Source organism: Ligilactobacillus ubinensis (assembly GCF_024160875.1).
Taxonomy (GTDB): Bacteria; Bacillota; Bacilli; order Lactobacillales; family Lactobacillaceae; genus Ligilactobacillus; species Ligilactobacillus ubinensis.
This window is the reverse complement of the sequence record NZ_JAIULA010000018.1, coordinates 1-14,959: the sequence shown is the minus strand read 5'-3', so window position 1 is coordinate 14,959 and position 14,959 is coordinate 1. Positions and strand designations below refer to the sequence as shown.

The window sequence follows — 14,959 nt, the reverse complement described above, 5'->3', positions numbered from 1 at the left end:
CAACAAGCGCAGATGCAACAAGTACAGCAACATCAACAAGTGCAGTGGCATCAACAAGCGCAAACGATTTAGTGTCTGCGAAGGCTGTCGTTCTTAGTGCTGAGAATGACTCAGGATTGGTTGAGGTGACTAAAGGTAATTTTCTTGATTATTTTACGTTGAATGGGTCAGCTACTTATGATTCAACTACAGGTATAGTAACATTGACTACTGCTAGTGGAAATGAAGTTGGAAATTTTACATTGGATAGTAAAATTAATATGAATCAAAGTTTTACACTAACTGGGTATGTGAATTTAGGCAGTAATGTATATGGTGCAGATGGCATATCTTTTGCTTTTCATAGTGGTAATACTGATGATTTAGGGGTTTTTGGCGGTAATTTGGGAATTGGCGGTTTAGAAAATGTGGTTGGATTTAAATTAGACACTTGGCATAATGGTTATAAATCACCTTCTTCAACAGGAGATGAAACTAATCAATATGGTTGGGAAGCAGATCCAACTACAAGCACAGGCAAATATGGAGCTTTTGTAAACACAACTGAAAAGATTATTACGGGCGACGATGGGAATTCTTATACACGCTGGTGGGGAACGGTTGATACAAACTCGGTTCAGGCATTGAGTAATGATAATTTAAATGGAGAAATGCATAAGTTTGTAATTTCTTATGATGGAACTTCAAAACAATTAACAATTTCTTATACCGAAACGGATGGTACAATCTTAACATGGAGTGAAACGGTTTCTACAGCATCTGAAGCAATGGCAATGGTAGTTAGCGCATCTACAGGTGGTGCAAATAATTTACAACAATTTCAAATTGAAAGTTTTGATTACTATGAAGCAGCTACAGTTAATGTCAAATATGTAGATGAAGCAGGTAATGAATTAACAACGGGAAGCGTCAGTTATCCAGATGGCTCATATCAAGGAAAGACATATGAAACAACACCAAAGAGTATAACAGGTTATACTTTAGAAAAAGTTGTAGGGACTGATAGTACTAACTATACAGATAGTGGTACACTGACTAATGGATTAACAGGTACTTTAAGCAGTTGGGGAAATAATGGAACGGTTATCTATGTTTATGTATTAAATACTGAAAAAGCAAAAGTAACATATATAGATGACACGACAGATAAAACATTAAGCACAAAAAATCTGTCAGGTGACTATGGAACAACAGACTCATACAGAACAACAGATACTATCAAAGATTATGAGAATCAAGGTTATAGTCTAGTGAGCGATGATTATCCAAGTACAGGGGTAGTGTATGATGAGGATGGTACAGTAAAGAGTTATGAAGTACACTTGACGCATAAAACAAGTGAAAGTACAGAGAGTAAAGAGGTTAACGAAACTATCCACTATGTATATAGTGACGGTAGTCAAGCAGCGGCTGACTATACAGCAACACCAGTTAAGTTTACACGAACAGTTACAACAGACAGTGTAACAGGCGATAAAACATATGGAGACTGGACAGCTGAAGATGGAACAAGTTTTACAACAGTGACATCACCAACAATTTTGGGATATACAGCAGACCAGTTAGAAGTAGGAGAAATTACAGGTATAACAGCAGATACAGCTGATATTGAAAAAACAGTGGTATATACAGCTAATACTGAAAAAGCAAAAGTAACATATATAGATGACACGACAGATAAAACATTAAGCACAAAAAATCTGTCAGGTGACTATGGAACAACAGACTCATACAGAACAACAGATACTATCAAAGATTATGAGAATCAAGGTTATAGTCTAGTAAGTGATGACTATCCAAGTACAGGGGTAGTGTATGATGAGGATGGTACAGTAAAGAGTTATGAAGTACACTTGACGCATAAAACAAGTGAAAGTACAGAGAGTAAAGAGGTTAACGAAACTATCCACTATGTATATAGTGACGGTAGTCAAGCAGCGGCTGACTATACAGCAACACCAGTTAAGTTTACACGAACAGTTACAACAGACAGTGTAACAGGCAATAAAACATATGGAGACTGGACAGCTGAAAATGGAACAAGTTTTGCAGCAGTGACATCGCCAACAATTTCGGGGTATACAGCAGACCAGTTAGAAGTAGGAGAAATTACAGGTATAACAGCAGATACAGCTGATGTTGAAAAAACAGTGGTATATACAAAAGATGTAACGCCAACCACACCAACCTCTGATAGTTCAACAAATACACCAACCACACCAACCTCTGATAGTTCAACAACAAATAATAACAATGAGGTTACGCAATTAGACAGTGCTACTACAGCATCGAAACCTTCAGAATCTAGTGCTTCTACAAAAGCAACGTTGCCACAGACTGGGGATGCTCAAAATAATAGAGAAACAGTACTAGGGGTAATCTTAGTAGCATTGGCAAGTATTGGTGGATTATTTGGAATAGGTAAAAAGAGAAAAAAGGGAATTAAATAGATCAATAGCTCATATCTCTTAAATGAAATAGAGTTTGTTGACAATAGCAGATATAATAGATATCGTTATATTTTCACAGAGTTTCAAAGCTTAATATCAGCGTAATAATTATTGATTTTTACTTTTAGGATTCTATCGAAAGTTAGGATCCTTTTTCTTATGTTTGTACAAATAAACCACTTGTTTTGATTTATGAGAAGGAAAAAGAGTTAACTTAAAAACGCTCTCTTAACTTAAAATGAGCATTTCGAGAGATACAAGATATATTAGGAATGTCAATAAATTAGATGGAAATGGTTGATGTTCAAACAATGATTAACAATATTAATAATTTCCCGGGTTATAGACCTAAATTTGGGGTTATATAAAAAGTGTTTGTGAAATAAAAAGCAAAACTATGACACAAAGTAAAGCGACAAAGTTAACGATAGATATTCTTGTAAACGGTATCATCGAGACTTAACATAATAAGTGTAAACAAGAAGAGGAGGTTTCCAAAATGGAGGCTAGAAAAAATACATCTTTAAAAGCTAAGATTCAAAAGTTAGGTACAAACCTTAGTAGTATGGTTATGCCTAATATAGCCGCAATTATTGCTTGGGGTTTAATTACGGCAATGTTTATGGCAAGTGGTTGGTTTCCCAATGCTAAGATTGCTTTATTAATTACACCGATGCTTAATTATCTTTTGCCATTATTGATTGCATATGTAGGTGGACGTTTAGTTTATGATGAGCGTGGTGCGGTAGTAGGTGCAATTGCCGTCATGGGTGTGATTGTCGGGGCTAAGATACCAATGTTTCTTGGGGCAATGATTATGGGCCCATTAGGTGGTTGGTGCATTAAGAAATTTGATGAACTTTTCCAAGATAAGGTTAAATCCGGATTTGAAATGATTTATAACAACTTTTCCAGCGGGATTATTGGAATGCTACTTGCGATTTTTGGAACATATATTGTTAATCCACTAGTTGTTGCTGGTAGTAATTTTATGAGTAAAGGCGTAGATTGGATTATTTCAATTCATATGCTACCATTAGCAAATATTTTTATTGAACCGGCAAAAGTTTTGTTTTTAAATAACGCTATTGGGAATGGAATTTTAGTTCCATTGGGAATTCAACAAGCAGCTTCAAGCGGAAAATCTGTTTTGTTCTTGCTTGAGTCAAATCCTGGACCAGGGCTTGGAATTTTATTAGCATTCATGTTCTTTGGTAAGGGTAGTGCAAAAGGTTCAGCACCTGGTGCAGCTATAATTCAATTTTTTGGTGGGATTCACGAAATTTATTTTCCATATATCTTGATGAAACCAGCACTGATTTTTGCAGCTATTGCGGGTGGTGTTAGTGGTACGTTCACATTCCAATTATTAGGTGGTGGATTAAAAGCAGCTGCTTCACCTGGTTCAATAATAGCAATTGCTTTGATGACGGCTAAAGGAGCGTATTTAGGAACATTTGGTGGGGTATTGGTTGCTGCAATTGTTTCCTTTATAGTAGCTTCATTCATTTTGAAAGCTGATAAATCGATGGATGATGTTGACTTGGATGCAAAACAAGCTGAAATGCAACGCATGAAGGATGAATCAAAAGGGATGCCCACCGCTGCAGCTGCCCAACAATCAGTTGAGAGTTATAAAGATGTTAAAAAAGTTATTTTTGCTTGTGATGCTGGTATGGGATCATCAGCTATGGGAGCATCTTTATTACGCGACAAAGTTAAAAAGGCTGGTATTGCAGATATAAGTGTTACAAATACAGCAATTAATCGTTTGCAAGATGAACAAGGATTATTAGTTATTACGCAAGCGGAATTAGCAGAACGTGCTGCTCAGAAAACACCAAATGCGATGCATGTGGCAGTTGATAACTTCTTAAGTAGTCCTAAATATGATGAAGTGATTGCGAATTTGAAGGCGTTAACGCAGATATCAAGTGAAGAAGCAACTACACCAGTACAAAAAACGACAGCAACAGTAACGACAGCTAATGATGTAGATTTTGCAAAGGTGACTGAAGTTAACTTTATTAGTCATGATCAGCATAAAGGAACTGCAACAATGGCAACTGAATTATTGAAAGAGCGATTGGATAAAGCGGGTAAAAAAGTAACTGTTAAAAACGTGACTATCAATGATTTAGCAGATAATGACGCACATTTAGTTGTAGCAACACAACAAGCAGCTAAAAATTTACGTCTACGTTATACAAATGTCCAAATCGTTGTGGTTGATGATTTATTAACATCACAACAATATGATGAGATCGTAAGTAAGTTGAAATAATTTTGCATAGCGAGGTGAGTAAAATGGATTTAGAAAAAAACATGATTGTATTAGATAAACATGTTGCAACAAAAAACGAAGCAATTGAATTAGCTGGTAACTTATTAGTTGAAGCTGGTTGTGTTGAACCTGAGTATATCAAATCAATGATTACTCGTAATGATGATGTTTCCACATATATGGGTAATTTTATCGCCATTCCGCATGGAACTGATGATGGTAAGAAATATATCAAGAAAACTGGAATTTCAATTGTTCAGATTCCAATGGGCGTTGATTTTAGCGATGATGAAAGTTCATCGGCAGAAGTTGTAACAGTTGTTTTTGGAATTGCTGGATTAAATGGTGAGCATCTAAATATTTTGTCACAGATTGCGCTATTTTGTAGTGATGTTAGAAATGTCGCAAAATTAGCAGATGCACAAAGTGAAGAAGAAATTATCAATTTATTAAAAGAGGTCGGAAAATGATGAAAGCAGTACATTTTGGAGCAGGTAATATCGGTCGTGGATTTATTGGTGAAGTTTTAAACAGTAACGGATTTGAAATTAACTTTGTTGATGTAAATGAAACAATTATAGATGCGTTAAATGAACGTCATGGATATACAATTGAACTAGCTGCACCTGGGCAGAAACAAATTTCCGTTTCAAACGTTAGTGGTATAAATAATGGTAAGAATCCAGAAAAAGTAGTTGCTGCTATTGAAGATGCTGATATTGTAACAACAGCAATTGGTCCTAAGATTTTAAAATTTATCGCACCACTAATTGCTTCTGGAATTGAAGCACGTAAACAAACTGGAAATACAAAGAAATTAGATGTAATTGCTTGTGAGAATATGATAGGCGGAAGTCAAAATCTGAAAAAAGATGTCTATAGTCATCTTGCTAAAGAAAATGTAGCTTTTGCTGATGAATATATTGGTTTTCCAAATGCAGCAGTTGATCGAATAGTTCCATTACAAAAACATGAAGATCCATTGTTTGTTGCAGTGGAGCCTTTTAAGGAATGGGTTATTGATGAACATCAAATGGCTAACCCCGATTTGAAATTAAAAGCTGTAGAATATGCTAAGGACTTGGAGCCGTTTATTGAACGCAAACTCTTTTCTGTGAATACAGGGCACGCTACAGTTGCATATACAGGGAAAAGTTTAGGATATGAAACTATTGGTGATGCAATTAAAGATGAAAAAGTATTAAATCAATTGAAACGTGTTTTGAAAGAAACTGGCGATTTATTAATTGCTAAATGGGGTTTTGATCGAAGCAAACATGAACGGTATCAAGCAAAAATTGTGAGTCGTTTCCAAAACACCTACATCTCAGATGATATTGCACGTGTGGGACGAACACCAATTAGAAAATTAGGCTTTGATGAACGTTTCATTCGTCCCATTCGTGAAGCAAAGGAAAGAGATTTAAGCTATACTGCATTGCTTGAGACAGTTGGATTAATCTATAAATTTGATGAACCTCAGGATGAAGAAAGTCAAAAATTACAAGAAATGTTACGTACAAAAGACATTAAGACGGTTGTTAAGCAAACAACAGGGTTACAAGATGAAGGGTTAATTGATCAAGTTGTTGCAGTAGTGAAATAACTTGATAGAGAAACAATGGTTGTAGTTATAATAAAATAGTATTGGATAAAACAACACTCCTATCCAATACTATTTTATTTTTTTGAAAAATGAAAACTAGAATACTAATATTCGTTAGAATTGATATCTAAGGGCTGGGTCTAAGGATAGAAAAGAAATAGTTATATCTCTTTTTTAATTCTTAAAATAGTACCTAAGCTAACTTTATATTTTTGGGCGAGTTCTCTTATAGATACACCTTTTTTCAATTCTTTTTTTAGTGAAAAATAAATCTTTCTTTTTTTAGGATTAGGCGACGTAGCACTATATAAAACAGGCCTACCTTTATATACGCCTCTCTTTTTTGCTAAGGCTATTCCCTGTCTTTGCCGCTCTCTAATTCGCTCTCTTTCACTTTGCGCTTGGAATTTAAAAACAGTAATTAATATATCTGTTAGCATATTTCTTAAATTTAAATCAGGTATTGCAGAGAAATCTGGTAAATCTAAACTTTGTAATGTTGCACCTTTTTTTCTAAAAAACTGAATTATTTCTGTTAAGTCCTCGGCATTTCTACCTAATCTATCTAGGCTAGTCACATAAATAATATCATTGTTTTTAATGCTCTTCATTAATTTTACAAGTTCACAGCGACTTTGGATATTTTTACCAGATTCTTTCTCAGAAAATATCTTATCAACTGGTATCGTTTTTAATTTTTCTATTTGTCGTGCAAGGTTTTGATCTTTCGAAGAAACCCTAACGTAGCCGATTTTCATATATATAACACCCTATATCAAAATTATAATGGTCATCTAGTTTGAATGCTCATCGTAGAACTAGAATATAATATATATTTTACACTTAATGTACTATTTTGAGTAGACCCTAATTATTATCTTAAATATTATAGCGATTTGCATGAAATGTCAAGCATACAATGAAAATTTTTTTAAGTATTTTTCGGGAAAAGATTTTTTATACTATTTTATGTCATTTAATAGTAGTTTATATACACAAATATATTAATTATACGATAATATATTAATTTTTTATTTGAGTATAATTCATATAGTATTTAGGGTCTAGCCTAATTGATATATATAGTTAAGAATTTTGATTAGGTATATTTTTTGTAAGAAAAATTATGATGAGGTTGACATGAAAAAGATAAGAAGTATCGTGTTAGTTTCTTTGTCACTTGTAATATCGCTTTTACTTTTCGCAAAAAAAATAGAGGCGACTTCTGTCGATGTTACATCGAATCCATTGGGGGTGGCTAGCAAATTTAAGTATTTTGCAACAGCAGGAAATCTTACTTTTAGTAATAGTGGTGTTAAAGTAAATGCAAGAATTGCGGCAAATACAGTTGATTTTGGTAGTAATCAAGTTTGGCTTAATACTGGAGGTGCATCCTTTGAATCTGATGCAACACTTGCAAGTCCGGCCTTAGTTTTAGGTAAAGTAACTTCAGACAATACAAATCTTTTAAGAGGTATTGGGACAGCGAATTATTTTTCTAACACTAGTAATAAATATATTGCTGATAGTGTCACATTACCAACAAATGTGGATAATAATTTTTTAACACAGGACATGTTAAAGAATGTAAGTTCTAGGAAATCTGATCAAAGTGTAAGTGACTATTTTAAGTCATTAAATTCGGGAGTTACTTCTTTTGCTAATGCAAAAACACAACTTGAAAGTATAAGTAGTCAGTATGAACAAGGTACAACAACTGGGGCGAGTGTAACATCTTCTACGGGTACAAATAATATAGAAACCTTTAATATAACACTTGATTCGAGTTACTCAGGAATACCAATTGTTTTTTTAAATGTTGATTCATCGGCTCAAGGAATTGATATAGAAATCCCAGGTAATAGTAGCGTGAAACCATATATTGTTGTAAATTGGCCGGAAACTGAATTTACCTTTTCAAACAAGTATTATGTAAATGGATTAAACATATCACAGCAACAATGGGCACCATATATTATTAATAATTTTTCTAAGGCGAGTTCTGTAGATATTAGTAATGCTTGGAGTGGATATCCTTTTACAGGTGCGATTTTAGCACCTAATGCTAGTGTAAATGTGGGAAATTCATATGAGTCATATAGTGGATATATAACAAATGTTGTTGGAAGTAATATTCAAATAGATACACAAGATAACACTTCAGATAGTCTTATCACTTCAGATAGTTTTCCAGGGACAGGTACCTCAGTGTCAACTAGTACGCCGACAATAAGTTCGGTAACTTTTAAAAATGATTCGTCTGATGGAGTTGCTGAGGCTCAAGCAACTACCTCTGATGGAACAATTACTATCCCAGTTACAGCGAACACAACTAATGCTACAACAGCTGAAATTACTACATCTAGTGATTTGGGAAGTGATTACCATACTTTCGTTAAAGTTAATGATGGCAGTTGGCAAAGCTTTACAAATGGTCAAACTATTTCAAGTTTAACGGGTTATAGCAAATCATTGACATCATCTAGTGCTAATTCAACATCTACTGCAGACAGTACAACAACAATTGGTTTGAATTTGCAACGTTCTAATAAGTTAACTTTTGCGATTGCTAAAACAGCGGATCCAACAAAAGTTGATGACAGTAATCCATCAACATTTACTACAACGTTAGATGAAACAGGGACATTAACTGCAACTATGCCTACTACAACAAGTGTAGGAAATGTGGCTTTGGGTTCAACTACAGGAACAACATCAAGTGATCAAGATATTTCATTTACTAATACTTTTGGAGTAAATGCTAGCTTAACAGTATCTTTGATTAAGGATACAACAGTTTCTAATTTGTTTTATGATCCAACAGCTGTAAAGATAAAGATAGAAGATAATAGCTTAAATCCTTTTAGTGTTGCATCCGATACAATGAGTGATTCGAATACAGTATTGAGCAACACAACTAGTAATACAGCAAGTACAACTTTTGCACTTAATGTGGCTTTAGGTAACTCTACCACAACAATGAAGGAGGTGACGCCCGGCCAATCGTACACTATACCTCTTTACTGGAGTATAAGTTACAGCGGCAATGGCAATTAATTTGGTAAATATATTGGTATTTTTAGTCGGTTTGTCACTTTTGGATTTCTATGTATGTCACATAAATTTTATAAATTTAGATAAAAAAATATTTTTATATAATAAAGGAGAAATAAATTTCAATGATTTCATTAAAGAGTATTAAGGGTATAGCTTTAGTTACTGCTGCTTTTGGCGCTAGTTTGGCATTATCAACAGGTTCAATACACGCTGCTGATACTGATTCAAGTTCAAGTAGTTCAAGTTCTACTTTTACAAGTGCTACAAGTGGTTCATCTTCAGCAACTGGTACAACAACAGCTGATTTTACAGTTACTGCAGGTGATGATAGTAGTAATACAACAACTAACCCTAATACCGATAGTGGCGCTTTACAATTGACATCAGCACCATCATTTAGTTTTGGAACTATTAATGTTTCTACTATTGTTAATGGAGGTACTGTTGCATCCTCAAGTGTAACAAATAATTTATCTGTTAAAGATTACCGTGGGGCTGCAACATCAACTGGTGATACACCAGAATGGAATGTAACGGCAAGTATGAGCAAGTTCAAAGATACATCAGATGCAACTAACACAAATGAATTAACAGCAACAATCTCAGGGTTAACAACAACAAGTGGTACATTAAGTGGAACAGCTATTGGAAGCTCTGCAACAAATGTTTTTTCATCGAGTAGTAATGGTAATGATACTAAAGGGATTGGAACTGCATCTGCTACTATTGGCTCTGCTACATTAGGTTTCTCCGATAGTAATTCACCAGTAAGTGGTCATTCATATAGTTCAACAGTTACATGGACATTAAGTAATACAGCTTCTAACTAAGCATTATTGGTTTCAAATTTCTTTATAGGAGATTGAGTTTTGAAAAAAAATCTATGTTATTTTCTTACGGTAATTCTTGGTGTCTTTGGTTTACTGTTATTTGCTAAGCCAATAGTGGCCAATGCTTCATCTGGGGCAGGTTTTACTGTTTCGGCGGTCATTCCAGACAATCAATATACAAAAAGTGCAACGTATTTTGATTTGAAGGTTAGTCCTAACCAAACACAAACAGTTTATGTTAATGTTTCTAATCTAACAAATAAAACAAAGACAATCACTGCTTATCCGAATACTGCATATACAAGTGATTCTGGTTCAGAAGCTTACAATAAAAACAAACTTACCGGATTAAGTTCGGCACCATATCTATTATCGGATATTTTTGGTGAACCGCAGAAAGTTACTGTAGGACCAAAGGCAACTAAGCAGGTCGCATTTACTCTAACGATGCCTGCAAAGTCATATAAGGGTATCTTGGAAGGTGCATTTTATTTTCTTGATAGCTCAACTTCTTCGGCTCAGGCTACTAACCAAAAGGGTATGTCAATTAAAAATCGCTTTGCATTAGCTTTAGGTGTGGTTTTACGTGAAGATACATCAACAATAGTGTCACCACATTTAAAGATGAATGCGATTAAGCCAAGTATTTCAGATACGTCTAATTTTAGTCCAGCAGTAAAAGTGAATCTTGAAAATACACGCGCAACGATGATAACTAATATGAGTATTAAAGCACAGATTTCACGTACGAAGGGTGGAACGGTTCTGTACAAGTCCACTCAAAAGAATATGGGTATGGCGCCAAATTCTAACTTTAATTACTCAATCGACTGGAACAACAATGCATTAAAAGCAGGTAAATATCATCTACATTTAGTTGCTCGTTCTGGCACGTTTAAATGGGTCTTTGATCGCAACTTTACGATTACGACTAAACAGGCCAATAAGGTTAACAAGAAAGCAAATGTTGTTCGTAATTGGACATGGCTATGGATTACAATCGGTGTAATAGTCTTACTCTTAATTATCTTAATTACATTTTTACTTGGTAGAAGAGCTGGTAAACGTAAGGATAACAAAGAAATAGAAACAAAAGAAGAGAAAGAAGATTAGTTAATAATCAAATTTTCTTCAGACTTTATAAAACTGGTTAGTTCCGCTGACCAGTTTTATTCTGGTAACTAGATGATTTATTGTAAAGGGGAACTTAAAACTATGATGCTTAGGCACAAAAACACAATGAAAAGAATATTTTTATTGTGCAGTGGCTTGATTCTGGTTAGTTGTATTCCTACCGCCTCTCATGTCCTTGCTGATACATCAGGTAATTCAACGGCATCTTTTACTGTCGTAGCTGGAACCGGAGATTCATCAAATAATGTTAATAATGGTGCAAGCAATCAAAATTTGACGGGTACTCAAACGAATACGAGCGCAAATTCAAACAATGGTGCAACAAATAGCTCTAGTAGTGGTAATAATAGTACGCTTATCTTGCAAACAGTTCCGGCTTTAGATTTTAAGACGATTTCAGCAGCTGATGTTTATAATGGCGATGATATAGCATTGTCGCAATCTAACCAATCAACTTCGACGACCACTAATCGAACGTTAAGTGTTGCGGATTATCGTGGTTATAGTAAAAATTATCGTGGGTGGGTTGTTTCGGCCATCGTAACTCCCTTTAGTAATGGGAAAACTAGCATCTCACCTAGTATTACATTGCATTTTTCACATGATTCAACAACAAATCAAATAAGTCCAGTAACAATAACAAGTCAGAATACGAGTGCTGTTATTACGTCAAAAACAGATCCTACTCAAGGAGCGGGTATTAGTAATATTGTTTCGAGTGTCTCGACAACACTTAATTTTAGCAGTTTAACAACGAAGCAACTTGAAAAATTTAAACCAGGAACATATAGCGGCAAGATTATTTGGAATCTTGATAATACAGCGGCTTCTAATGATTAGTTGCTGCAGTATCAGCTAGGGTCCAAGTCACGGTGCCCTTAACATCTGAGGAATCAGTGCTTTGTTTCTTATTAACGCTTAACTCAGAGTTTTGGACAGTTGTTTTTGCTTTACCAGCAGTATTAGCAACATTTGATGATACTTTGCTATTGCTACTTGATAATGTCATCTGTGATGATGAGCTTGTATCAACATTAATGACAGCTGCATTATCACTTGAAAATTGAGCATAAACAGCCCAGTTAGAATTTGTTGCACCACGATAATCGGTAACGGTCAATGCACTGCTACTGTTATTGGTGGAGGCAGCATATTTTTTTTCACTGCTGGAGCTTAATAGTGAAGAACTAAGTTTTTCTTTTTCGTTATTAGTCGAAAAAGTCAGCTCGGGAACAGAATTTAAAGTTAAACTACCTGCACTAACAGTAAAAGACACTGTTGAGGTTAAGGTGTCTGTAGTGCTAGGCGTAGTTGTGTCAGCTGCAACAGTTGTATAATTTACCATGAAAACAAACGAAAGAATCGAAAATAAAACTGTTAATAATTTTTTCATCATAATTACCTCCGTTTACTCCTAGGCAATTTAGGATGGCTAGGAGCTCAAATTGTTAATTCTAAACACTGATAAATCCTTCCTTTCAATATATTAAATTTAGTAATAAAAGAGCTATGCTTATCTCTCTCTTTACTTAAATAATAGGCAGTTGTAACGTAAAATTCAAGGGTACTTATAAACTTTTTGTAAACAAATTTATGTTTCTTTAAACTTGCATTGTTTGTGAATATATAATCAAATATATTGATGAAAGTTAATGCTAATGGTTCCTTATATATCAGTGTTTTACTTAAATATTTATTTTTTAGTTGATTGAAAATGATCATTTAGTTATTTAATTTTCAAAAGCAATAATGATTGCTTTTTGGACATAAAGATATATATTTTTTGCTAATAAGAGAATTAGTATGCAAAAAATTAAATTAAAGAGAATAAAAAATTAATAAACATTTTATTTCTGGATACGAATTCATAAAAATAACGCTGTGATGTTAGAAGATAAGGGTATATTTAACAAGGATTGGATTACTATGAATTTAAAAGTCTTTTTAACCAAATGAGATGCTTTTGGGATACTATTAGAAAAAAATTAGCTTTTAAAATTTGTAAATGGTGTTCTTTTGGAATTTAACGGAGAAAACCTTGTGAGATTTTAATAACATCTATTGCATAAAAAATATAATTAATAGGATGGTGAAATAAATAGCGTAAAATTATTGTGAAAGCATTTTAAAAGTAGTGTAGAAAGTAATTTTGGAATTGAGATAAATAAATTATATATTTAATGTAAGCGCAATCTGATATAATGGTATGGTCATCTGATTTTAAAAAAGGTATTCTAGGTATATAGATACATATTGTTAACGGAGGGTTTCTAATGGAAAAAGTAATTGCAATTAATTCTGGTAGTTCTAGTTTAAAGTTCAAGTTATTTATGATGCCAACAGAAGAAGTTATTGCTTCGGGTAAGATAGAAAGAATTGGTATTCAAGATTCAAATATTGACATCAAATATGGCTTAGGACGAAGGTATCAGGCAACCATGGAAATTGCAAACTACAAAATTGCAGTAGCTATTTTGATGGAAATGCTAATCAAGTTAGAAATAATTCGGGATTATATGGAAATAGATGGAGTAGGCCACCGAGTAGTTGCTGGTGGTGAGTATTTCAAGCAATCTGTAATAGTTGATGATGAAGTCGTTGCAAAAATTGCGAAAATTGCAGATCTTGCACCACTACATAATCCGGCAAACTTAATAGGCATCAAAGCATTTAGAGAAGCATTGCCATATGCGTGTTCTGTGGCGGTATTTGATACATCTTTTCATCAGACAATGCCGGCAGTTAATTATGTCTATAGTACGCCATATGAATGGTATGAAAAATTGGGAATTCGGCGCTATGGTGCACATGGAACGAGTCATAGGTATGTAATTAAAGAAGCAGCTAACCTATTAAATCGGCCTTTAGAAAAATTAAAACTTATTAGCTGTCATTTGGGAGCAGGTGCTTCAATTTGTGCTGTTAAAAATGGTAAATCATACAATACATCGATGGGCTTTACGCCACTAGCTGGAGTGACTATGGCAACACGTTCAGGTGATATTGATGTGTCAGCTGTAGCCTATGCAATGAATCAGCTAAACATTACATCTATTAACGATATACTAGATATTTTAAATAAGAAATCCGGCTTGCTAGGAATCTCTGGTGTTTCCTCAGATAGTCGTGATGTGAGTGTAGCAGCTAAAAATGGCAATGAGCGGGCGCAATTAGCAATGGATATTTTTGAAAGAACAGTTCTTGATTATATTGGACAGTATATTGCTGAAATGGGTGGCGTAGATGGAATTATATTTACCGCAGGTATTGGTGAAAACTCAAGTTCAGTTCGGGCTCGCATTGTTGAAAAATTAGCATATATGGGAATTGAATTGGATGTACAAGAAAACAATAAGCGGGGAATTAATAATATAATCTCAACACCTAATTCAAATGTTACGGTAATGCGGGTCATGACAGACGAAGAATTGATGATTGCTAGAGATGTGGTTAATTTAAAAAAACAACAATAAAATAAGCTAAGAATGGTTCTGATTTGAAATGATGAAATAATAAAATTTGGCTCTTTAACAAGTGGTACTGATAAATTAAATATTTAGTTTTTACAATAAATTGGTATAGCTTATCTAGCTGTCTA

General features: G+C 34.2%; 11 protein-coding genes. 9 read left to right on the top strand and 2 right to left on the bottom strand.

The genetic code is table 11. The features are described from left to right. The 4 genes from LB941_RS08895 to LB941_RS08880 all read left to right on the top strand — a co-directional run. Positions 1-2,450, top strand: a 2,450-nt coding sequence (locus LB941_RS08895) for a lectin-like domain-containing protein (RefSeq protein WP_253361328.1), incomplete at its 5' end; no start/stop codon positions are given. A 499-nt stretch (positions 2,451-2,949) separates the two neighbouring features. After that, positions 2,950-4,734, top strand: coding sequence for a PTS mannitol transporter subunit IIBC (locus LB941_RS08890; RefSeq protein ID WP_253361326.1), 1,785 nt, complete (start codon positions 2,950-2,952; stop codon positions 4,732-4,734). Positions 4,735-4,757: 23 nt separating this feature from the next. Next, on the top strand, positions 4,758-5,204 hold the full coding sequence (locus tag LB941_RS08885; protein ID WP_253361324.1) for a PTS mannitol transporter subunit IIA: 447 nt from the start codon (positions 4,758-4,760) through the stop codon (positions 5,202-5,204). Beyond that, positions 5,204-6,340 (top strand): mannitol-1-phosphate 5-dehydrogenase, encoded by a 1,137-nt coding sequence (locus LB941_RS08880; protein WP_253361416.1) that lies wholly within the window; start codon positions 5,204-5,206, stop codon positions 6,338-6,340. The genes LB941_RS08885 and LB941_RS08880 overlap by 1 nt, the downstream gene beginning before the upstream one ends. A gap of 161 nt (positions 6,341-6,501) precedes the next feature. Here the strand turns inward: LB941_RS08880 and LB941_RS08875 are convergent, their stop codons facing one another. After that, the gene (locus tag LB941_RS08875) at positions 6,502-7,098 is read right to left on the bottom strand and encodes a recombinase family protein (protein ID WP_253361321.1); all 597 of its coding nucleotides are present in this window, start codon (positions 7,096-7,098) and stop codon (positions 6,502-6,504) included. A 382-nt stretch (positions 7,099-7,480) separates the two neighbouring features. Between LB941_RS08875 and LB941_RS08870 the strand changes: the two genes are divergently transcribed. The 4 genes from LB941_RS08870 to LB941_RS08855 all read left to right on the top strand — a co-directional run bounded on the left by LB941_RS08870 (position 7,481) and on the right by LB941_RS08855 (position 12,201). Then, a complete protein-coding gene (locus LB941_RS08870) occupies positions 7,481-9,397 on the top strand; it encodes a collagen-binding domain-containing protein (protein ID WP_253361319.1) in 1,917 nt (638 codons plus the stop codon). Between the two features lie 122 nt (positions 9,398-9,519). Beyond that, positions 9,520-10,227 (top strand): WxL domain-containing protein, encoded by a 708-nt coding sequence (locus LB941_RS08865; RefSeq protein ID WP_253361317.1) that lies wholly within the window; start codon positions 9,520-9,522, stop codon positions 10,225-10,227. A gap of 39 nt (positions 10,228-10,266) precedes the next feature. Then, positions 10,267-11,340: a WxLIP family cell surface protein gene (locus LB941_RS08860; protein ID WP_253361315.1), complete on the top strand. Its 1,074-nt coding sequence runs from the start codon at positions 10,267-10,269 to the stop codon at positions 11,338-11,340. Positions 11,341-11,442: 102 nt separating this feature from the next. After that, the gene (locus LB941_RS08855) at positions 11,443-12,201 is read left to right on the top strand and encodes a hypothetical protein (protein WP_253361313.1); all 759 of its coding nucleotides are present in this window, start codon (positions 11,443-11,445) and stop codon (positions 12,199-12,201) included. On the opposite strand, the gene LB941_RS08850 is transcribed toward LB941_RS08855, so the two are convergent. Further along, entirely contained in the window at positions 12,191-12,757 is a 567-nt protein-coding gene (locus tag LB941_RS08850; protein ID WP_253361311.1) for a hypothetical protein, read from the bottom strand. The two genes, LB941_RS08855 and LB941_RS08850, sit on opposite strands and share 11 nt — an antisense overlap. Positions 12,758-13,634: 877 nt before the next feature. Here LB941_RS08850 and LB941_RS08845 point away from each other — a divergent pair. Beyond that, positions 13,635-14,834, top strand: a complete 1,200-nt coding sequence (locus LB941_RS08845) for an acetate/propionate family kinase (RefSeq protein WP_253361308.1) — start codon at positions 13,635-13,637, stop codon at positions 14,832-14,834. The last annotated feature ends 125 nt before the right edge of the window (positions 14,835-14,959 follow it).